The sequence below is a fragment of the Sulfurimonas sp. HSL3-2 genome, from assembly GCF_039645965.1.
Taxonomy (GTDB): Bacteria; Campylobacterota; Campylobacteria; order Campylobacterales; family Sulfurimonadaceae; genus Hydrocurvibacter; species Hydrocurvibacter mobilis.
Genome location: NZ_CP147917.1, coordinates 1,290,399 through 1,312,630, shown reverse-complemented (window position 1 = coordinate 1,312,630; position 22,232 = coordinate 1,290,399). Strand labels below are relative to the sequence as shown.

The 22,232-nt window shown below is 39.3% G+C and carries 20 protein-coding genes; 6 read left to right on the top strand and 14 right to left on the bottom strand.

Annotated features, from left to right (window positions below; all coding sequences use genetic code 11):
• Nucleotides 1-15: 15 nt before the first annotated feature.
• The 4 genes from uvrA (at nucleotide 16) to WCX87_RS06535 (ending at nucleotide 6,318) form a co-directional block, all read left to right on the top strand.
• Nucleotides 16-2,826 carry an excinuclease ABC subunit UvrA gene (gene uvrA / locus WCX87_RS06550; RefSeq protein WP_345978639.1) on the top strand — a complete coding sequence of 937 codons (2,811 nt, stop codon included), beginning with the start codon at nucleotides 16-18 and terminating at the stop codon, nucleotides 2,824-2,826.
• The gene (locus WCX87_RS06545) at nucleotides 2,826-3,905 is read left to right on the top strand and encodes an MltA domain-containing protein (protein WP_345978637.1); all 1,080 of its coding nucleotides are present in this window, start codon (nucleotides 2,826-2,828) and stop codon (nucleotides 3,903-3,905) included. The genes uvrA and WCX87_RS06545 overlap by 1 nt, the downstream gene beginning before the upstream one ends.
• Nucleotides 3,902-4,471, top strand: a complete 570-nt coding sequence (gene recR, locus WCX87_RS06540; protein WP_345978636.1) for a recombination mediator RecR — start codon at nucleotides 3,902-3,904, stop codon at nucleotides 4,469-4,471. The genes WCX87_RS06545 and recR overlap by 4 nt, the downstream gene beginning before the upstream one ends.
• A gap of 83 nt (nucleotides 4,472-4,554) precedes the next feature.
• Entirely contained in the window at nucleotides 4,555-6,318 is a 1,764-nt protein-coding gene (locus WCX87_RS06535) for a cache domain-containing protein (RefSeq protein ID WP_345978635.1), read from the top strand.
• Here the strand turns inward: WCX87_RS06535 and sulP are convergent.
• From sulP to WCX87_RS06480, 11 genes are all read right to left on the bottom strand, one after another.
• Nucleotides 6,315-8,012, bottom strand: coding sequence for a sulfate permease (gene sulP, locus WCX87_RS06530; protein WP_345978633.1), 1,698 nt, complete (start codon nucleotides 8,010-8,012; stop codon nucleotides 6,315-6,317). The genes WCX87_RS06535 and sulP overlap by 4 nt on opposite strands.
• A gap of 72 nt (nucleotides 8,013-8,084) precedes the next feature.
• Nucleotides 8,085-9,533: a diguanylate cyclase gene (locus WCX87_RS06525; protein ID WP_345978631.1), complete on the bottom strand. Its 1,449-nt coding sequence runs from the start codon at nucleotides 9,531-9,533 to the stop codon at nucleotides 8,085-8,087.
• A 155-nt stretch (nucleotides 9,534-9,688) separates the two neighbouring features.
• Nucleotides 9,689-10,480: a shikimate dehydrogenase gene (locus tag WCX87_RS06520; RefSeq protein ID WP_345978629.1), complete on the bottom strand. Its 792-nt coding sequence runs from the start codon at nucleotides 10,478-10,480 to the stop codon at nucleotides 9,689-9,691.
• A 2-nt stretch (nucleotides 10,481-10,482) separates the two neighbouring features.
• The gene (locus tag WCX87_RS06515) at nucleotides 10,483-11,886 is read right to left on the bottom strand and encodes a chorismate-binding protein (protein ID WP_345978628.1); all 1,404 of its coding nucleotides are present in this window, start codon (nucleotides 11,884-11,886) and stop codon (nucleotides 10,483-10,485) included.
• A 25-nt stretch (nucleotides 11,887-11,911) separates the two neighbouring features.
• Nucleotides 11,912-12,607: an SPOR domain-containing protein gene (locus tag WCX87_RS06510; RefSeq protein WP_345978626.1), complete on the bottom strand. Its 696-nt coding sequence runs from the start codon at nucleotides 12,605-12,607 to the stop codon at nucleotides 11,912-11,914.
• Between the two features lie 65 nt (nucleotides 12,608-12,672).
• Entirely contained in the window at nucleotides 12,673-13,215 is a 543-nt protein-coding gene (locus WCX87_RS06505) for a DUF1882 domain-containing protein (RefSeq protein ID WP_345978624.1), read from the bottom strand.
• A gap of 18 nt (nucleotides 13,216-13,233) precedes the next feature.
• The gene (locus WCX87_RS06500; RefSeq protein WP_345978623.1) at nucleotides 13,234-14,481 is read right to left on the bottom strand and encodes a serine hydroxymethyltransferase; all 1,248 of its coding nucleotides are present in this window, start codon (nucleotides 14,479-14,481) and stop codon (nucleotides 13,234-13,236) included.
• A gap of 32 nt (nucleotides 14,482-14,513) precedes the next feature.
• Complete coding sequence (gene lysS, locus WCX87_RS06495; protein ID WP_345978621.1) at nucleotides 14,514-16,040, bottom strand: lysine--tRNA ligase; 1,527 nt, start codon at nucleotides 16,038-16,040, stop codon at nucleotides 14,514-14,516.
• 22 nt (nucleotides 16,041-16,062) lie between these two features.
• Nucleotides 16,063-16,530 (bottom strand): Fur family transcriptional regulator, encoded by a 468-nt coding sequence (locus WCX87_RS06490; RefSeq protein ID WP_345978620.1) that lies wholly within the window; start codon nucleotides 16,528-16,530, stop codon nucleotides 16,063-16,065.
• A gap of 3 nt (nucleotides 16,531-16,533) precedes the next feature.
• A complete protein-coding gene (locus tag WCX87_RS06485; protein WP_345978619.1) occupies nucleotides 16,534-17,226 on the bottom strand; it encodes a CvpA family protein in 693 nt (230 codons plus the stop codon).
• Nucleotides 17,216-18,142, bottom strand: a complete 927-nt coding sequence (locus WCX87_RS06480) for a GGDEF domain-containing protein (RefSeq protein WP_345978617.1) — start codon at nucleotides 18,140-18,142, stop codon at nucleotides 17,216-17,218. Before WCX87_RS06480 ends, WCX87_RS06485 begins: the two co-directional genes overlap by 11 nt.
• A gap of 215 nt (nucleotides 18,143-18,357) precedes the next feature.
• On the opposite strand from WCX87_RS06480, the gene WCX87_RS06475 reads away from it, so the two are divergent.
• Nucleotides 18,358-19,707 carry a 3-deoxy-7-phosphoheptulonate synthase class II gene (locus WCX87_RS06475; protein WP_345978615.1) on the top strand — a complete coding sequence of 450 codons (1,350 nt, stop codon included), beginning with the start codon at nucleotides 18,358-18,360 and terminating at the stop codon, nucleotides 19,705-19,707.
• Nucleotides 19,708-19,796: 89 nt separating this feature from the next.
• On the opposite strand, the gene WCX87_RS06470 is transcribed toward WCX87_RS06475, so the two are convergent.
• The 3 genes from WCX87_RS06470 to gatC are packed head-to-tail and all read right to left on the bottom strand — an operon-like array spanning nucleotide 19,797 to nucleotide 21,510.
• Complete coding sequence (locus WCX87_RS06470; RefSeq protein WP_345978613.1) at nucleotides 19,797-20,876, bottom strand: type IV pilus twitching motility protein PilT; 1,080 nt, start codon at nucleotides 20,874-20,876, stop codon at nucleotides 19,797-19,799.
• Nucleotides 20,873-21,214, bottom strand: coding sequence for an arsenate reductase family protein (locus WCX87_RS06465; protein WP_345978612.1), 342 nt, complete (start codon nucleotides 21,212-21,214; stop codon nucleotides 20,873-20,875). Before WCX87_RS06465 ends, WCX87_RS06470 begins: the two co-directional genes overlap by 4 nt.
• A 5-nt stretch (nucleotides 21,215-21,219) precedes the next feature.
• Nucleotides 21,220-21,510, bottom strand: coding sequence for an Asp-tRNA(Asn)/Glu-tRNA(Gln) amidotransferase subunit GatC (gene gatC, locus WCX87_RS06460; RefSeq protein ID WP_345978608.1), 291 nt, complete (start codon nucleotides 21,508-21,510; stop codon nucleotides 21,220-21,222).
• A 124-nt stretch (nucleotides 21,511-21,634) separates the two neighbouring features.
• Here gatC and WCX87_RS06455 point away from each other — a divergent pair, with 124 nt between their 5' ends.
• A complete protein-coding gene (locus WCX87_RS06455; protein ID WP_345978606.1) occupies nucleotides 21,635-22,231 on the top strand; it encodes a hypothetical protein in 597 nt (198 codons plus the stop codon).
• Nucleotide 22,232: the final 1 nt, after the last annotated feature.

Here is a 22,232-nt window from a genome sequence, read left to right as displayed (position 1 = left end):
TATTTAGGATAGATAATGATAAAAATTTTTGGTGCACGTGAAAATAATTTAAAAAATATCTCTTTAGAGATACCGAAGAACAAACTGGTCGTCTGTACGGGGCTCAGCGGAAGCGGTAAATCTACACTGGCGTTTGATACACTTTATGCAGAGGGGCAGCGAAGATATATAGAGTCTTTATCCTCTTATGCAAGACAGTTCCTTGACCGTATAGGAAAACCGGATATCGACAAGATAGAGGGACTTACTCCGGCTATCGCCATAGACCAGAAGACGACCTCTAAAAATCCTCGTTCGACCGTCGGGACTATTACGGAGATCTATGACTACCTCCGTCTTCTATATGCTCGTGTAGGTGTGCAGCACTGTCACAAGTGTGGCAAAAAGATCACTCATATGAGTGCCGAGGATATTATAAACGAGGTCCTTAAACTTCCAGAAAATGCAAAAGTCGTGATTCTGGCTCCTTTAGTAAATGAGAAAAAAGGATCGTTTAACGAGATGATAGAGTCTCTTGTTCAAAAAGGCTACGTAAGAGCGATGATCGACGGAGTGATGACAAGACTGGATGAGGAGATAGAACTCTCAAAAACGAAAAAACATACCATTAAAGTAGTCATAGACCGTTTAGTCATCAGTGAAGAGAACAAAGACCGTATAGCTCAGGATGTCGAAAAAGCGTTAAAACAAAGCTATGGTGAAGTAGAGGTAGATATCTTAAACCATGAAGAGTTGGGGATGAAAGAGTCTACTATCCATTACAGCGAACACAATGCCTGTTTTGACTGTAAGATAAGTTTTGACGAACTTGAACCTCTCTCTTTTTCATTTAACTCACCAAAGGGAGCATGTCCTGAGTGTGACGGTCTAGGTGTGCGTTATGCATTGGACCATGACAAGATAATAGATAAAGACCTGACGATTGAAACGGGTGCGGTAAAGATAGTCTACGGTTTTAACAAGGGATACTATTTTACGTTCTTAAAAGGTTTTTGTACAGAGAACAACATCAATATGACAGTACCGTTCTCTGAGCTGGAAGAGTATCAGAAAAAAGCGATCCTTCACGGCGGCATAGATGAAGTCACATTTCTTTGGAAAGGGCATCCGGTCAAGCGCGTATGGCCGGGTATCATCAAGATAGCATACGATATGTTCAAAGATGAGAAAGAACTTGCTGATTATATGAGCGAGAAGGTGTGTAACGTCTGCAACTCATACCGTTTAAAACAGGAGAGTCTCGCAGTAAAAGTCTCGGATCAGGGTATCGCGTCAATACTTGATATGCCTATCAACAAAAGCTATGAGTGGTTTAAATCGGAGGAGAATTTCTCTCATCTAAATGCTCAGGGCAAGATGATAGCAGCACCGATACTAAATGAGATACGTGAGCGCCTTTACTTCTTGTTTGACGTTGGACTTGGTTACATCACTCTGGGTCGTGATGCAAGGACGATAAGCGGCGGTGAAGCACAGCGTATCCGTATCGCTTCGCAGATAGGAAGCGGACTGACAGGAGTCATGTATGTCCTTGACGAACCGAGCATCGGTCTTCATGAGCGCGATACGTTAAAGCTTATCCGTACGCTTCGTTCTCTTCAGGAGAAGGGCAACAGCGTTATAGTCGTCGAGCATGACAAAGAGACGATAGAACAGGCAGACTACATTGTCGATATCGGTCCTGGTGCCGGAAAATTCGGTGGAGAGGTCGTTTTTGCAGGGACATTCGAGGAACTGAAAAAAGCAGATACTCTAACGGCTGATTATATTGTCGGACGTAAGAAGATAGAGTATTTTTACAGACGCCCGCAAGAGAATTTTATTGAGATAAAGAACGTAACACTCAACAATATCAACGATCTGAGTGCGAAAATACCTCTTAATAACTTTACATGTATCACAGGAGTGAGCGGAAGCGGAAAAAGTTCGTTGATCCTTCAGACACTTCTGCCGACAGCAAGAGAGATACTTAACCACGCAAGAAAAGTCAAAAAAGTAGCAGGTGTCGAGATAGAGGGGCTGGAGCATGTCGACAAGGTGATCTATCTGGATCAAAGCCCGATAGGAAGAACACCTAGAAGTAACCCGGCGACATATACCGGAGTGATGGATGAGATACGTAATCTTTTTGCAAAGACAAAAGAGGCAAATATCCGTGGATACAGCTCATCACGTTTTAGTTTTAATGTTAAAGGCGGACGTTGTGAGAAGTGTCAGGGTGAGGGCGAGATAAAGATAGAGATGCACTTCCTGCCTGACATTATGGTCAAATGTGACTCATGTAAGGGGACTCGTTACAATGCTCAGACTTTAGAAGTGCATTATAAGGGTAAAAGTATCTCCGATGTCTTAAATATGAGCGTAAGCGAAGCGTTGGAGTTCTTTGATCCGATCCCGAAGATAAAGATAAAGATTCAGACACTTTATGACGTAGGTCTTGGTTACATCACTCTTGGACAAAATGCGACGACACTCTCAGGCGGTGAGGCGCAGCGTATAAAACTCTCTAAAGAGTTAAGTCGTAAAGATACGGGTAAGACACTTTATATCCTTGATGAACCGACTACGGGCCTTCACTTTGACGATGTAAACCGTCTGACAAAAGTGCTTCATAACTTTGTAGAGCTTGGAAACAGCGTTCTTGTCATCGAACATAACCTTGATATGATAAAAAATGCTGACTACATCATAGATATGGGACCAGAAGGCGGAAGCGGCGGCGGAGATATCATCGCTGTCGGAACTCCAGAAGAAGTAGCGCGTGATCATAAAAAAACCGGAAGTTATACAGGTATGTATCTTAAAAAAGAGTTGGAAAGAAAGTAATGAGATTCATTTTACCTTTTTTTGTAGTGCTGTTTTTTGTCGGATGTTCCAGTAAAGTCGTAGTCCCTGCGATGCCCGATACAACATTGCAAAAAGCTGACCTTTCAGATCTGGACGGATTTAATGATGAGAACTTTGATGAGGTAGTAGAGGGATTTATTGCAAACTGTAAGACTAAAAAGACGCAGGAACTCTATGGATCACTTTGTAAAGATGCCTTACATGTAAGTGATAAAAAAGAGTTCGTAGAAGAGAACTTTGAACTCTACCAGATTATGGATAAAGAGAAAGATACGGGAGTCTTAACAGGCTATTATGAGCCTGAACTTCACGGTTCTTTGACACAGCATGACGAGTATCAGTATCCGCTGTATACAAAGCCCAACGATATATATGATATAGATTTTAGCGCTTATTATCCGGAGCTGAAAAACTATCATCTCAAAGGCAGGCTGAAAGACGGTAAAGTCCTTCCATATTACACAAGAGCAGAGCAAAAAGATATTAACGCTTCTGTTATCTGTTATGTAGATAATAAGATCGATGCATTTTTCTTGGAGATACAGGGTTCGGGACGTATCAGACTGGACAATAACGATACCCTTTTTGTCGGATACGGCGGTAATAACGGTCATAAATACCAATCTGTAGGGAAATACCTGATATCAAGCGGGACTATTGAGAAAAAAAATATGTCGCTGCAAAAGATAAAAGAGTGGGCAGAAAAGAACCCGCAAAAAGTGGATGATGTCTTAAATCATAATCCAAGAGTCGTGTATTTTAAAAAGAAACAAGTGACTGATGTCAGAGGAGCTTTAGGCGTTGCATTGACACCTATGCGTTCAGCAGCCGTTGACAGCAAATATATTCCGCTGGGCAGTATGCTTTATATTGATGCTAAGGATATATATCATAATATAGACAGAGTGGTTTTCGCCCAGGACAGAGGTTCTGCTATCAAGTCTCCTATCAGAGCCGACCTGTTTACGGGCTTTGGAGATAAAGCTCTTGATATTGCCGGAAACCTAAAGGCAAAGCTGAAAATATGGATATTTTTACCTAAAGTAGATGTAAGATGAAAAGATCGCTGGAAAAGTTTAACCGTCTTGTCGAATGTCTGGAAGAACTGCCTACAATCGGCAAAAAATCAGCCATTAGACTCGCATACCATATGGTTATGAAAGACAGTTTCAGCGCCATAAAACTTGCCCATGCCATAGAAAATGCCGTCGGAAGTCTGAAAAAATGTATCTCATGCGGCGGTATGAGTGAAGATGAGCTTTGTGCCATCTGCAGCGACACCTCAAGAGATATAGAGGTTTTATGTATTGTCGAAAATGCAAAAGACATACTCACTTTTGAAGAAAACGGGCTCTTTGAGGGTAGATATTTTGTTCTTGATTCGTTAGACCAGCTAGATATTTCCCATCTTCAAGATATTGTCTCAAGCGGGGTCAGCGAAGTGATATTTGCACTTACTCCGTCGATCCAAAATGACGCGGTCATTCTCTATATAGAGGATAAACTGTGTGATTATGATGTCAGATTTACTAAAATCGCCCAAGGCGTACCGACAGGTGTAAGTCTTGAAAATATCGATATACTTTCGCTGACAAGGGCATTAGAAGATAGAGTGAAGATCTAAATATCACACTTTATGTAATAAATTATATTTTTTTTTGTATAGATTCGGTATTATAGAGTAAAGTTATACTTGAAAGTTGTCCGATGAAACATATATTTAATTTTTTGAGCGAAAAGAGTCTTGTCTCCATAATCGCTTACGGCCCTTTTATATTCATACCTTTAGTCGTAACAATGGTCTCGTTGTTCTTATTGCATATAAATGAACTTCAGTATCAAGATTCTCTGGAAGATATGGAAACGGTATATGTCGAGGCACAAAAAAACAAAGTCATCTCAAAAGTCGATATTGCCGCAAAACTGCTTGAATACAAAAAATCCGTAACGACGGAGATCTTAAAAGAGACAGTCAAAAACAGAGTAGATACGGCTTACTCCATCGCAAAAAACATTTATGAAAAAAATATAAAAAATCATACAAAAAAAGAGCTGCAAAAAGAGATAATCGATTCTTTAAGATCTCTTACATGGAACAATGGCGAATGCTATATATTCATAGTGGATTTTAACGGCGTATCGCACCTTTCACCAAGTTATTTGAAACATTTTGAAGGAAAAAATATTTTAGACCTTCAAGATGCGGATCAAAGGCATATTATCCGTGAAGAGATAGCACTGGCAAAAGAGAAAGGTGAAGGGTTTATATGGGATACGTTCACTCGTCCAAACACTGACCCGAATAAACAGTATGAACAGCTTGCATACGTTAAAAGATTTGATGATTTTGATTGGTACATGGGATCTGCCGAGTACTTGGATACGGTAATGTCTCAGATGAAAGAGCATGCACTAAAGACATTACGCAATATGTCTATAAATGAAAGTGAGTATTTTTTTGTTATAGATGAGAATGGAAACAATATAATGAACGGGCAGGGTCTCTTTCCGAGAAACGAGAACGTCCTTTCTTTAAAAGATGAAGACGGAAAAGAGTTTATAAAAGAGCTCATAAAAAGTGCAAAGTCAAAAGATCCCTATTTTGTATCATATAAATTAAAAAATCCTCTGACAGGTCAAGTAGAAGAAAAGTTTTCTTATGTAAAAAAAGTGCCCGGAAGTGACTGGATCGTCGGGAATGGGTTTTATTATAACGCTTTTAACGACAAGTTACAGGAAAAAGCGGAATCCTTAACAAAGATGTATAAAAAACAGTATGTACGGATCATGATCTTTTCATTAGTATTGATCGTCTTATCTTTATTTGTATCTTATCTTATTTCCATCGCTTTAAAAAACAGGCTGTTAAAGTATTCAAAAGAGATCAAACAAAAAAACAGTGAATTGATGAATCTTAATGCCTCTTTGGAAAAGACAGTAGTAGAGAGGACAAAAGAGCTGAATCAAGCATATGAAAATATGAGAGAGATAGCTATGAAAGATTCACTGACTGAGATATATAATAGGTACTACTTCAATGATGCTCTAAAAAATGAGATAGATAGAGCAAATAGGTATCATACGACATTTTCATTATGTATGTTTGATCTGGATTATTTTAAAGATGTCAATGATACATACGGGCATGATGTTGGAGACAAAATTTTAAAATCGGTAGTTGATCTCGTAAAACAGCATCTGCGCAAGAGCGATATTTTTGCAAGAGTCGGCGGTGAAGAGTTTATGATAATACTGCCAAAGACAACATTAGAAATGGCGGCGACAATCGTTGAAAGGATCAGAACAGCTGTCGATAACTATACCTTTGAAGAGATAGAACATATAACGATCAGTATAGGTCTGGTCCAATATAAAGAAAATGAGAACAATGAAGAACTTTTAAAAAGAGTTGATTTAGCATTATACAATGCTAAACATAGTGGGAGAAATACTGTGATTGTGGATTCTTAATCCTCTTTCTTTGATATCTCCTCTTCAGAGGCACGGATCGCTTTATCTATATGGTCAAAAACATTTTCCTCTCCTATCATCGCATAAAAACCGAACTTTTTCAGCATACTTTCCAGATTAGGATTTACTCCTGAGAGGATGAATCTTGTGTTTTGTTTTTTACAGCGAAGATAAAACTCTTCTAGTGCATGCATGCCTGAAGCATCTATGACAGGTACCTTGCGCATTCTTAGAATAAAGACTTTCGGTGTGTAACCAAGTGTCTCCATGACTCTTTTGAGGCTGTCTGCCACGCCAAAGAAAAAGGGTCCGTCTATCTCATAGATTTCGGTATCTTCGGGAATGGTTTTTTTTGTAAGCATATCAGGATCATCGAGCCGTTCCTCTGTCTGAGATTCAAATCCGCTTAGTTTAAACCTGCTGTTTTGAACCTGCGTCACTTCTATAACACGTTTAATAAAGAGCAGCGATGCCAGTACGACTCCGACTTGAACGGCAACGGTCAAATCAACCAAAACAGTAAGAATAAATGTCGTAAGCAGAACCATCGCATCACTTCTTGGACCTCGTAATATGTGTTTAAAGTGGTGTACTTCACTCATATTCCAAGCGATAATAATGAGTATTGCCGCCATGACAGCCATAGGTACTTTTACGATCCACTCTGCAAATAAAAACATAAACAGGGCTATGACAATGCCGTGGATAATTCCTGCTAGCGGAGTTTTAGCACCTGACTTTATATTTGTAGCTGTTCTTGCGATGGCTCCTGTTGCAGGAATACCGCCAAAAAAGATAGAACCTATATTGGCAGCACCTTGAGCGATCAGCTCTGTATCGGACTTATGTGAGCGTCCCGTCATCCCATCTGCAACGACTGCACTTAAAAGTGATTCTATCGCTGCTAAAAGTGCGATCGTCAATGCATCAGGAATAAGAGATTTTATAAGTGTTAGATCAAATATAGGTAGTGACGGAGAAGGCAGAGTACGTGGGATATCTCCAAAACGAGATTCGATAGTGTCTACCGGTATATTGAATATAGACACGGTAACAGCCCCGAATATTACGGCGATGATCGGACCGGGTATTTTTGGTACATAACGCTTTATAGTCAGAATGATAGCTATGGAGATGAGTGCGAGTAAAAGGTTATAGAGATTTATATGGTCGATATATTTAAAATAACTTTCCCATTTTAAGAGAAAATCTGATGGGAGATTTTGTATGTTTAAACCTAGAAAATCGTTTACTTGGGATGTAAATATGATGAGAGCGATACCGCTTGTAAAACCTGTGATCACAGGGTAGGGGATGTATTTGATAATAGCACCGAAGCGAAGCAGTCCCATAACGATCAACAGCATACCTGCCATTAGAGTAGCAATCGCAAGCCCCTCATACCCATGACGCATAACAATATCATAGATGATGACTACGAAAGCTCCCGTCGGTCCTCCGATCTGAAAACGGCTTCCGCCAAGAAGAGAGATCAGTATACCTGCTACGATTGCAGTATATAACCCTTTTTCAGGTCCGACACCACTGGCGATAGCAAATGCCATAGCTAGTGGAAGAGCGACGACTCCTACGGTTATACCTGCAATAAGATCCGGCATAAAGTATGAACTTTTATACCCCTCTTTTAAGACGATAAATGATTTTGGAGAAAATATTTCAAAAAAATTTTTCATGGTTTCAGCATCCTTCGCTGATCTAAGATAGTACTTAAACAGTTTTAGAATGAGAAGTATACATCAAATTTTTTATAAGGACACTTGATTACGACCGTTTCGTTTCGCTTTATAGAGAGCTTTGTCGACTAAATACAGCAATGTCTGAGTTGTAATTCCCTGACGGCTTGTCACTACACCGATACTTGTAGTCACATGAATAGTCTCGTTTTCAGATATCGCAATAGGTTCGTTTTCAAGCGTTTTTCTTATCCTTTGGGCTAGTTCAACTGCTTTGCTATTCTCTGTCTCAGGAAGAATTATTATGAACTCTTCTCCGCCGAAACGGGCTGGATAATCACTGCCGCGTATTGATTGTTTTATAACATTTGCGATCTTTTTAAGAACGTCATCACCTGCTTGATGCCCGTATGTGTCATTGATCTTTTTAAAATAATCCAGATCAAGCATCAAAAGAGACAGGCTTCTGTTGTATCTCTGTGCACGTTCAAGCTCATAACTGAGTGTCTCGTCAAAACTTCCGCGATTATACAGTCCGGTCAACCTGTCCGTTAGTGCCAGATCAGAAAGCTGTTTCTCGATCTCTTTACGTTCTGTGATATCTCTGAAAATAATAACGGCACCTGATGTCTTATGATCGTCATTGATCGGTGCTGCAGTTAATGATATAGGAAAAATCTCACCGTTTTTACGTTTAAAGTGATCATCTTCAGAATGGTTTTTTTCACCGTGAAGATAGGCTTTTTTTACTATACAACTATTATCCGCTCCATGAGCATGTAAGTGGATCAGGTCGTGCAGGTCCGTGTTTTTTATCTCATCAAAATTCCATCCTAGTATATGTTCCGCTTCTGCATTCATAAACTCTAAGATACCGTTTTTATCTATTACCAAAATACCTTCACCCATACTTGAAGTTATCTCTTTTAAGCGCTGTTCTGAGTTACTGAGCTTTTTGAATGAGATCACTCTTTCTGCTTGGATATTTCTGAAGTTTATGGAAGATATGCTGAGGACAACCATAAAAAAAAGTATCATAACACCCATAAAATGGTGGTAAACGTCAATTTGTAAAAAATAATAAATACTTGGGAACAGAAGCATCGGGATCATAAATGCCAGATAGTTCCATCTAATATATGTAGCCGTGACGATAGAACCTACAGCCATTGCACCGAGAATAAAGACTTCGAACCCTTGATGTGCTTCTGCAACATAAAACTCGATAAGCAGTCCGACCATTCCCCAGACAATACCCGAGAAGAATGATGTAATAATGAAGTATCTGTTCCATACCGGTGTCGTCTCCACAGTCGATCTTTTGTATGTCAAATACAATGCCAGTCTCAGTAGCAGGGAGCTGATCAGTAATGCGATCCAACTAAGCAGATATCTATACGGGACATCACTCCACATCATCATAATGGTAATGGCTCCGATAAATATATTTATGAAAATAATAATCGGTAACTTTTCGCCTGCAGCCAGCAACTGTTCATGCTCAATAGCTTTGTAGTCCAAGTTAAAATTGTATTTAAATATATTTATTATAGATCTAAAAAACATGGTCCTCCGGCTCTTTTCTTCTTTTTTGTATGATGTTTGATAATATCATTTTTTTAGTTAATCTAATATATCGGTTGTATTTTACTATTTAACCAGAGTTAATAGATTTGTTAGATAGCAAAGCTCTTTTGCATGATCTCTGCAGTAATTTTTAAGTCATATCTTTTATTGCAAAAAAGATGGTTTGCCAGTACACCTTGATATAAAAGCATATCTGCCCCGTCTTTATAAGTTATACCTTTTTCCTGCGTCAGTTGTAAAAACGGCGTCACTTTTCCGTAGATGGCATCTGCTGCATATGATGTATGAGAAAGGATATCTTCTATCATCTCTTTTGGAGCAGGGTAGGCATCATCTTTGAGTCCGGCACTTGTAGTGTTTACGACAAGATCATAATCTTCACAGATAAAACTGTCCCAACTGTTACATGTAAGACCTAACTCTTTAAAGTAATCGAGTCTAGATTCACTTCTGTTTAACACACTTACATGTACATCATCTTGAAGAAATCTGCTTGCCAAGGCTTTTGCAGTCCCACCGGCACCTAATATAAGGACTTTTTGTATCTTTCCAAAAGGTTTGACAGCTTCCATAAAACCGTCGGCATCCGTGTTGTAGCCTATGAGCCTGCCGTCTTCAAGTATAATAGTATTTACGACACCTATTGCTTTTGCAAATCCTCTTATCTCATCGCAGGCTTCATATGCCGCTTCTTTATGAGGAACGGTAATATTCGCACCGCTAAGATCAAGATTGAAAAATGTTTCTCTTAGTTTTGATCCGTCTGTCAGGTGGACTCTTGTGTAGCAAGAGTCTTCACGCAGAGTCTTAAAAAGAAAATTGTGCATAAGCGGGGAACGTGAATGAGACACGGGGTCTCCAAAGATAGCAAAAAGTTTCATTATTAGTCGAGATCTTTTAATGAACTCATAAGAGCACCAAGTTTATTTGTGACCTCTAGATACTCAAGCTCATTGACTGAGTCAGCGACGATGCCCGCTCCTGCCTGTAGTATAACGCTTGAAGGTTTTACCATAGCGGTACGGATAGTTATCGCGCTATCCATATTACCGTCAAATCCAAAGTATCCTATACTGCCGCTGTAAAATCCGCGTTTAAGTCCTTCAAATTCGGCTATAAGTTCCATAGCTCTTATCTTTGGTGCACCTGTCATAGTCCCTGCGGTAAATGTCGACATAAAAAGATCGAACATATCTTTATCATCGCGAAGTTCTGCTACGACATCTGAGACGATATGCATAACGTGAGAGAAACGCTCAATATGCATCATATCTTCGACTTTTACGCTTCCCGTCTTTGCAACACGCCCTACGTCATTACGTCCGAGGTCGATGAGCATAAGATGTTCTGCAAGTTCTTTAGGATCTTCTAAAAGCTCATTTTCAAGCTCTTTATCCCTTTGTTTGGTGTCACCGCGTTTTCTTGTCCCTGCTATCGGACGAAGAAGGATCTCGCCGTCGGTCAGTCTTACCATGACCTCAGGAGAGCTTCCGACGATGTTAAAATCTTCATAGTCCATTAAAAACATATAAGGTGAAGGGTTCTTTGTTCTTAGTACACGGTAAAAGCTAAACGGATCGACTTTTATATTTCTCGTAAAACGGTTGGTCATCAGGATCTGAAACACATCACCGCTTTTTATCATCTCTTTTGATCTGTCGACCATAGAGAAGAACTCATCTTTTGAAAATGCGAATGAACCTTGATCATCTCCTATATTGTTTTCCATAGGAATGTAGTGATATGAACCTTTTAAAGCTGTCTCAAGTTCGGAAAATCTGTCTTTCATCTCATCAAGTACGGAAACAAGAGATATGACATTGTTTTTATGCGAATATACAAGGACAAGTTTAGGAAGTATAAGATCCAGGTCCGGTGTGTTTAGTTCATCTTTAAGGTTATCCATACTGCGTTTGAGTCTTGGTTCGAACACTTTGACCATATCGTAACCTATATAGCCTATAAAGCCGTCGACGTAGCCTATATTTAACTCTTTACATGTAGACTTGTATATTGCCGTATCTATGTTTTTATAGTACTCTTTTAGAAAATCAAAAGGCGATACCTCTTTTATCTCTTTTTCGCCTAGAGCATTTGTGTAGATAGTGACATCATCTTTATATTGAAGTCTTTCTCTTGCACCAATCATGATGAAACTGTAGTTTCCTTCACTCTGTCCTGCACTCTCAAAAAGATAACTTATCTCATCTGAGAAGATCCCTTTGAGCTTGTGATAAACGGCGATCGGTGCGAATTGATCAAGTGTAAATTGCGTATGGTGAATCAAGTAAAACCCTTATATATACTTCTATCTATTTCTTTGTTACAAAAGCACCAGGCTCTACGTTTTTACGTATTTTTTTCAAAGCGGCTCTTGCATCTGATTCAGTTGTAAACGGGCCAACTAAAACTTTATTTATAGTCTTACCGTTTCTATTTATTTTGTGATAAGTATAGTCATATCCAAGTTTTTTGATCGATGCTAAGAACTTTTTATCCGGCTCATATTTTGCAAAAGAACCGACTTGAATATATGTCTGCTTCCCGCTTGCGACCGGAGTAGTTTTTTGAACACTCTCTTTTTTGACGACAGGAGCAGCTTTTTTTACAGGCGCTTGTACTTTTGGTTTAGATTCGACCGGCATCATTGTCGTTTCCGGCTCATTGTAATCTTTAGTAAGACTTTCCTCTTTAAGCTTTTTAGCTATCTTATCAAGGTCATCATCTTTTTTGTCCTCTTTAACGATCTCTACCGGTTCGAAGAGTGAACTATTTGATTGCTCATCAGCTTGAGGCATAGGAGGCTCAGGAGGCAGGTTCGTTTTTGTCGTTTCTTGAGCTTGCGGAAGATTTTCTATGCCGCTAGATCCAGAGTTTTTCATAATCATTACTACAACTATTAGAATAATCGTCAATATTGCAACAGCAAGAATGACCTTCTTACTTGAACTTGCTGCATCATTACCTTTGTTTAGGATGATGTCGTTTAATTCGTTTCTTTCTTCCACAATAGCTCCTTTTTTTGTATATTCCTTTTAGAAAACATACTTTCCATGTTTTCTAAAGAAATACTTTACATATGCTTTGACCAAGAAGCTCCGCGCTCTTTGGCATAAAGGTCATATGGTAGCGTAAGTATATTATATTCCGGCGGTATATCGTCACTTGGAAACATTTTCCACTGTTTTGGCTGTTTTGCCGCCAGTTTCATGGAAATCATTTTACCAAGTTGTATAGCTTCTTGTAAAGTTGTATGACCTTTATGTATATAAACATGCAGGTGTCCTTCACTTTTTGTCTTAAATGCCGTAAAGTTTATGTAGCCCTCTTCACGCAGCAGAAGCTGAGCTTTATGGTAAAATCTCTCAGGATCGCGGCCGTTATAATCGATAACGATATTTTCGACTATCCCTCTGTCACTTACCAGTGAATGCGCTACGGTTATCTCACCTTTTAGATGTTGATTGATCACAGACTGAGTCAATGTCTTGTCGATTCTTTCAAATTTATTGAAAAAAGTCCTGCCTTTAAAACTTATTTTGTCGACGACTCTATCACTTTTTTGCCAGTAATGAGATGTCACCATCTTAATAAGTTTTAAATCCATCGCAGTCATTATCTCTTGATCCTTAATCTAGTATGTCGGTTGGTTATAGATAACAAAGTTTTGAGCCAACGCTTTAAGTTCCTCTTTTATCTCTGCTTGACGAGTTTCGTTGTTGATATCATCAAGTACATCTGCGATACGGTTTGCGATCAGTTCAAACTCAGCATCTTTCATACCACGTGAAGTAAGAGCAGGGCTACCGATACGGATACCTGAAGTTACAAACGGGCTTCTTGTTTCACCGGGAACAGTGTTTTTATTTACCGTGATACCTGCACGTCCAAGAGCTGCATCAGCATCTTTTCCGCTGAAATCTTTGTTTATGAAGCTTACAAGTACAAGGTGGTTATCAGTTCCGCCGCTTACTACGTCATATCCGCGTTTCATCAGTACATCAGCAAGAATAGAAGCATTTTTCTTTACTTGAACAGCGTACTCTTTCCATGCAGGTGAAAGGTTGTGTTTGAAACCTACCGCTTTTGCAGCGATAACATGTACAAGCGGTCCGCCTTGAAGAGCAGGGAAGATAGCAGAGTTTACTTTTTTAGCTATCTCTTCATCGTTTGTCAAGATCATACCGCCTCTTGGACCTGCAAGAGTCTTGTGTGTCGTAGTTGTAACGACATCTGCATAAGGGAATGGACTCGGATGTTCACCCGCTGCGACAAGACCTGCGATGTGTGCGATGTCAGCAAAAAGGATCGCTCCTACAGCATCAGCGATCTCACGGAATTTTTTGAAGTCGATCTCACGAGCGTAAGCGGAAGCACCACATACGATGATCTTCGGTTGAACGATCTTCGCGATATCCATAACGCGATCATAGTTGATACGGCCGTCAAGCTCTACACCGTAAGTAAAAGATTGGTAGTTCTTTCCTGAAAAACTTACTTTTGAACCGTGAGTAAGGTGTCCACCGTGGCTAAGATCCATACCAAGAAGTTTATCTCCGGCAGTTAAAAGTGCAGCGTAAACCGCACCGTTAGCCTGGCTTCCGGCATGCGGTTGTACATTTGCGAATTTACATCCGAAAAGCTCACAAGCTCTGTCGATCGCCAGTTGTTCAACAGCATCGGCAAACTCACATCCGCCGTAGTAACGTTTTTGCGGGTAACCTTCAGCATATTTGTTAGTAAAGACACTACCCATAGCTTCCATTACAGCCGGAAGAGTGAAGTTCTCACTCGCAATCATCTCTAGGTGGTCAGTCTGACGCTCTAGCTCTTTTTCACATAACTCATATATATCGTTATCAAACTCTTTTAAAAAACTCATCTTTTCAGTCCTTTTTTTGATTTAAATTAAAATTATTCTTCTTCTTGAGAGTCATCACTCTCTTTTAACTCGTTGTGTATAGGTTTCATTGCCGGGAATAGTAGCACATCTCTAATTGAATGTTCATTAGTAAGAAGCATTACCAGTCTGTCGATCCCTATCCCTTGACCCGCAGTCGGAGCCATACCATAGCTAAGTGCATTGACAAAATCCACATCCATCTCATGAGCTTCGTCGTCTCCCGCATCTTTTGCACTCATCTGCGCTTCAAAACGGCCAAGCTGATCGACCGGATCGTTTAACTCGCTGAACGCATTTGCGATCTCGCGGCCTGCGATGAAAAGCTCAAATCTTTCAGTGATCTCAGGATGCTCATCGCTTCTTCTTGCAAGAGGAGAGATCTCTACAGGATACTCTGTGATAAATGTCGGATTGATCAGTTTAGCTTCAACGAACTCGTCAAACAGTTCTCCTTGAAGCTGTCCTAGGTTCATAGACTCTTTTGCTTCAAGATTGTTTGCTCTTAAGAACTCTAATATTTTCTCTTTGTCGTTTACGATCTCTTTTGGTACTCCGCCGATCTCATACAATGACGTGATAAGAGGTATCTCTCTAAAGTCAGCGAAATCTACTTTGATATCTCCGTAAGGTAGGATAGTAGGAAGGTTAAGATGATCGAAAAGATACTCGAAATACTCTTTTGTGATCTTGATAAGATCTTTATATGTCTTATAAGCCCAGTAAAACTCGATAGAAGTAAACTCAGGGTTATGCGTCGCATCCATCCCTTCGTTTCTAAAGTTACGGTTGATCTCAAAGACAGCTTCAAATCCGCCTACGATCAGTCTTTTTAAGTAAAGCTCAGGCGCGATACGAAGATATCTGTCGATTCCAAGAGCATTATGATGCGTTACGAACGGTTTTGCATTTGCTCCACCGGCGATAGGGTGCATCATAGGAGTTTCGACCTCTAAGAAGCCTTTGTCTTCGAAGAATCTGCGAGTAAGTGATATGATCTTTGAACGTGTCTGGAAAGTCTTTCTGATCTCGCTGTTCATGATCAGGTCAAGATAACGCTGGCGGTATCTGATCTCTTTGTCCGTAACACCGTGAAACTTCTCAGGAAGAGGAGAGATCGCTTTAGTTAGCAGTCTGAAATCGCTTACATGTAAAGAAAGTTCTCCATGATTAGTCACAAAAGGGTAGCCTGTTACTTCAATGATGTCTCCGACTTCGACAAGTTTTTTGAACACATCGTTATAGTAGCCCTCAGGAAGATTGTCGCGTGATACGTACACTTGAAGCATCCCGCTTTCATCTTCTATTTTAAGAAAGCTTGCTTTCCCCATAATACGGAAAAACTTGATACGGCCGCTGAGTGTATAGCTGCGGTTTTCATCACGTTTATTTTCCAGATGCTCGACATCAGAGTTGACATTCATATACTTAGATATTGTCGTATTTCTCTCGGAATGGTTTGAGTAGGGATTGTATCCAAGCTCTTTGAGCTGGTTTGCTTTTTCGATACGTTGTTGAATATATTTATTTCTAAATGGCAATTATCTTTCCTTCATAAAGTTGTTATTGGCAGTTTTTGCAGATACCGTATATCTGCATTGAATGGTCTGTCATCTTGAATCCAAGTTCTTTTGTTATGGACTGTTGTCTTTTTTCTATCTCTTCATCTACAAACTCAGTGATATGACTACATACGGTACATATCATATGATCATGGTGATCTTTTGCACCAAGTTCATACTTCTTACCTTGTGTACCAAACGATAAAGAGGTGACGATATCTGATTCTTCTAAAAGTGTCAGGGTACGGTAGATAGTAGCTATTCCCGTATTTAACTTAGGATACTTTTCCTGAATCAGATTGTAAAGAGATTCGGGTGAAAGGTGCTCATCAGAGTTATAAAGCGTTTCTAGTATGACTTCACGCTGAATAGTGAACTTAAGATGGTTCTTTTTGAGCAGGTCTTTAAAATCGTGAAGCAGTTTTTCATACTCTACAGTTCTTTCTGTAAAATCTGTTGTCGTGTTCATAACTTAGTTGACCTTGTTCTTTATATCTTCTGGCATAGAATCTTTTATCTTTTCTTTTATCTCATCACTCATGTTCTGTTCGTTCTTTTGTATCTGTTCTGTCACATTTTGAAGAACTTGATCCTTGTTCTCAGCTATAGTTTTTTCTATCTGAGCCTGCATCTCTTCCTGTTTTTTCGTGACCGTTGCATTTATATCTTTTGATATCTCAGTAGTATCAAGTTTCATAATAAAGCCCCCTGTCTCTACCAAAATAGGGAATAAGATACTCGTTTTCATCGTGTCTTGCATATTTGTTCTGATGACTTTTATGTTATAAATAGCGTAAGCAACAACTGCGATGATCAAGAAGAATTTTCCTGCACCTACGACAAATCCCATTATCTTATCAACAGGACCAAGTCCGCTTAGTTTGCTGAGTTTTTTGAATGCATATCCGATTGCGACCATCGCAAGCCAGAAGATAGCAAGCGTTATCAAAAATCCAGTAAAGTTGATGGCAGTCTGGTTTTGTATATGTAGAAGCGAGTCACTGATCATCTGTCCAACGCTGCCGCCTGCACGAGAAGCGACAAAGACACCGCCGATAATACCTATAAGACCGAAAAGCTCTTTAAAAAACCCGTTTAAGATACCTTTTAAACCAAGCAGTAAGATTATTGAACCGACTATAATATCAAAATAACTAATTTCCATCTTTTTCATCCACCGCTATTCTATTTTTTCCAGATTTTTTAGCTTTGTAAAGTGCTTTGTCCGCTCTCGCGATAAGCGAATCAGGTGTGTCTCCCTCTACCAAAGTCGTAGCACCCAGGCTTACCGTCACATTGATATTTAACTCTTTATAGATGAGCTTGTTTGTCTGCATCAAAGATACGATTCTGTTGGCAACATTTGCACATTCAGTTTTTTTGATCCTGTTTAAGATAACGACAAACTCTTCGCCGCCGTATCTATAGATTCTATCGCCGTCTCGGAGTGTCTTTCTTAAAATATTTGCCAAGAATATAAGGACCTTGTCTCCGACGACATGGCCGTAAGTATCATTAATGATCTTAAAGTCGTCAATATCGATCATAAACACATGTATATCATGTGCAAAATGAAGATGCTGACAGACGTTTGCTAAATGCTCTGATAACATTTTGCGATTATAAACTTTTGTTAAATGATCTATTTGTGAAGTCTTCTCAAGTTTTTCGACCTTTTTAGTCAGGTCGGATATCAGCGTATTTGCTTTTAAGACTTCATCGATCATATGTGATTGAATAACGTTAAACTTATCGGTTATATCATCTAAGTTAATAAGAGGATCTTTACAGTCATTGATAGTCTGCTTATGTTTAAATGCTAATTCTTCAAATTTTTTATTTGTAGAATCGTACTGTTTGATACTCTCTTTTGCTATATCTTTAAATCCGTCATCAAGAGATCTTCTTAAACTGTCAAGAGCATCGGGAAGTTCAAAATCCAAGCCTGAAACGGCATCCACAGTCGATCTCATTAAGTCAAGAAGATGATCTTTTGATATGATGCCTTCTTGGCTGTCTATCTTAGAACTGAGATCATTATATAACTCTTCTAATAATTTTTTTGCATTAGATTTATCCATCTTTTTGACTTTCATGTTTTATAGTGATGTTATTATACATTTTTAAGTATAAAAATATCTTTTAAAGAGGCTGATTTTGGAAATTGTATCCCTTAAAATTTAAAATCAGAGCTCTTTTAGGAACTTTTTAGTAAAATCACGCAATTTGTAATCAAATAGTATTTATATAAAGTTACTATTCTAGTTAAAAAATTATTGTAAATAAGGTTTATAAAATGAGTAATTGGAGCCCATCAAGCTGGAGAGGAAAGCCGATCTTACAACAGCCTACATATCCAGATCAAGAACATTTAAATCGTGTCTTAAACGAGCTTAAAAGATATCCGCCTCTTGTTTTTGCAGGCGAAGCACGTTCATTAAAAGCACAATTGGCAGAGGTCGCAAACGGCCGTGCATTTTTACTACAGGGCGGAGACTGTGCAGAGAGTTTTTCAGAGTTTCATGCACAAAATATCAGAGATACTTTTAAAGTCATACTTCAGATGTCGGTCGTTATGACATATGCAGGCGGATTACCGGTCGTTAAAGTCGGACGTTTAGGCGGGCAGTTTGCAAAACCTCGTTCAAGCGACACGGAGACGATCGACGGAGTTACTCTTGACTCATATAGAGGAGACATCATCAACGGTGTCGACTTTACAAAAGAGGCTCGTGTTCCGGATCCTGAGAGAATGATCAAAGCATATAACCAGTCGGCTGCAACACTTAACCTGTTACGTGCATTTGCTTCAGGCGGATTGGCTGATCTTCATCAAGTTCATAAATGGACTTTGGATTTTGCTCAACAGGGTGAGATGAGTAGAAAATATGAAGAGCTGGCGGAAGATATCGGTAGATCATTAAAGTTTATGGAAGCGTGCGGTATTACATCAAGTACATACAGAACTTTAAGAGAGACAGATTTCTATACTTCTCACGAAGCTCTTTTACTTCCGTATGAAGAAGCATTTACAAGACAAGACTCTCTTACGGGTGACTGGTACGATACATCTGCGCATATGCTTTGGATAGGCGACAGAACACGTCAGCTTGACGGTGCACATATAGAGTATATGAAGGGGATCAAAAACCCTATCGGTGTTAAAGCGGGACCGTCAATGGATCCTGATGATCTTGTAAGACTTGTTGAAGCACTGAACCCTGAAAATGAAGCAGGACGTTTAAACATCATCGTTAGAATGGGTGCTGATAAAGTAGGTGAGGGTATGCCGAAACTTATCCGTGCAATCGAACGTGAGGGTATGAAAGTAGTTTGGAGCTGTGATCCTATGCACGGTAACACTATCAAATCATCTAATAACTTTAAAACTCGTCCTGTCGATTCTATCTTGACAGAGATGAAACAGTTCTTCCAAGTACATAAAGCTGAGGGAACATTCGCAGGCGGTGTACACTTAGAGATGACAGGAAAGAACGTAACTGAATGTATAGGCGGTTCATTTGTGGTGACTGAAGAGGATCTAAGTTCTCGTTATCATACGCATTGTGACCCGCGTTTAAATGCAGATCAAGCTCTTGAACTTGCATTTTTAATCGCAGACACACTAAAAGAAGCTCAAAAGTAAGAGCTTCTTCTTCATAATTTTTTTGCTTGGGGGAATAAGTACCCTAAGCTACTTCCAGCAGCCCGGTACTTCGTGTAAGACTTTTTTTATTACAGTCCGTCTATCATTTTTATGAGCTCTTCAGGACGATTTGAGAATCCGATAGCATTCTCTTTGGAGATGATTTTCTTTCTTAGGAAATCTATGATCTCCTGAGTCTGCGTAGTCATATTCGTTCCCTGTTGGTTTAGCTGCATTTGAGAGTAAAGCTGGTGAACTTTATCTTCACGGATAAGGTTCGCGATTGCAGGATTAACGACTAGAAGCTCTTGCGCTGCAATACGGCCGCCACCGATACGAGGAATAAGCGCTTGGGATATGACGGCGATCAGTGAAGTCGAGAGCTGTGCACGGATCTGCGGCTGTTCATCTCCACCGAAAACGTCGATAATACGGTTGATAGTCTGTGGAGCAGAGTTGGTGTGCAGTGTTCCAAAGACCAAGTGACCTGTTTCTGCCGCAGTTAGCGCAGCACCGATAGTCTCTTTATCACGCATCTCCCCGATCAGAATAACGTCAGGATCTTGACGAAGTGCGTATTTGAGCGCCGTATGGAAACCGTTTGTATCGGTTCCGACATTTCTTTGTGAGAAGAGACATTTTTTGTTCTTATGGACGAACTCGACCGGATCTTCGACAGTGATAACGTGTTTTTTCTCAGTTTCGTTGATCTCATTGAGCATCGCTGCAAGAGTAGTCGATTTACCGCTACCAGTAGGACCTGTTACTAAGATAAGACCTTTTTCGCGTTTTACCAGTTCTTTAAAGATCTTTTTAGCATTCAAGTCGTCAAGTGAAGGGATATCCGTCGGGATTATACGAAAGGCACAAGCGATGTCACCCATCGTTCTATAGTAGTTGGAACGAAAACGTCCGACATCCGGAATCATGATCGCAAAGTCAAGCTCATTAAACTCTTCAAAGTCTTTCTTTTGCTTTTCAGAGAGCAGGGCATATGCCATCTCCGTGATCATATCTCCGTCTAAAACAGGCAGGTTAAGAGCTACAAGCCTTCCATCCCTACGTATTTGAGGCTCAGAATTCGCAACAAGGTGTAGATCGGAAGCCTTATAGGCAACAACACTTTTTAAAAGTTTTTTTATGTCTAGTTTTTGAACTTCTTGACTCATAGAAACTCCATTTCATAAATCTCTTTATCGTATCCGACTATTATACCGTTTGGATATTGTATCACAGGCCTTTTAATAAGAAGATTTTCCTTACAAAGCCAGTCAACTTTACCATTCTCATCTAAGTTTAGCTCTTTTAAGTTTAATTTTCTATATGTTGTACCTCTGGTATTGAAAAGTTTGCCGATATCTGAACCTTTTAGCCACTTCTTGATCTCGTCGCAGTTTGCCGGGTCAGCCTTAAAATCTCTAAAAGAGTGCTCTATATTGTTCTCTTTTAGAAATTTGAGCGCTTTTTTAACGCTATCGCAATTTTTAATACCGTTTACAATAATCATATTTTTTACTCTATGATCTTTGGAACTATGAAGAAATGATCTTGAGAGTCCGGTGCATGTTTTAGTATGTCGTCATTTATACTGCGATCACAATTTTCTACATCTTCACGCGTAAATGTTGCTTGATCCGTCATAGAAAACTTGTCGTCGACATTATCTGTATTTAGCTCGTTTAAGTTGTCGACAAACGATACTATTTCTGAAAGTTGAGATATGATCTCCTCTCTCTTATCATCAGATACTTTTAGATATGACAGCTTCTCCAAGCGTGTTAAAAGTGCATTATCGACTTGCATTAAATTCCCCTAGTTTATAGTTTTATATTTTTATAGTAGATTGTAACAAAAAAAATCTATTTCACAAAACTTTAACAATCTATTTGCTATCATTGTTGACAATTTAAATATACGGAGATAGTTTTTGAGTTTAAAAGATAATATATCTATGGTAAAAGATGAACTGAACGCTGAAGAAAAATTTTTTGAAAATGCTGTAAAAACTGAACGTTTTGTAAAAAAATATAAAACAAAACTGATAGGTCTGGTCGTAATAGCAGTGGTCGTAGTCGGTGCTAACGCTATTTATGAATATACGAAAAACAGTGAAGCAGAGGCTTCAAACTCTGCACTTATGAGTCTGCAGAAAAATGCCGATAATCAGGAAGCTTTAGCTGTCTTAAAAGATAAAAATCCTAAACTTTATGACCTTTATATGCTTTCGGTTGCGATCGAAAAGGGTGATATCAATAAACTAAAAGAGCTGAAATCTTCAAAAGCTTTGGCAGTATCTGATCTTGCATCGTATCAGGTCGCATCATCAGAGAAAAAACTAAATGATCTTAACAGTTATACAAACAATGAAGATGCTATATACAGAGATCTTGCAGCGATTGAAAGTGCTGTGTTGCTTATGCAGGAAAACAAGATCGATCAAGCACATAGAAAGCTTGCTTTAGTTTCGTCACAATCGCCTGTATACGCAGTTGCAAAGTCGTTGATGCATTATGGTGTAAAGTAAG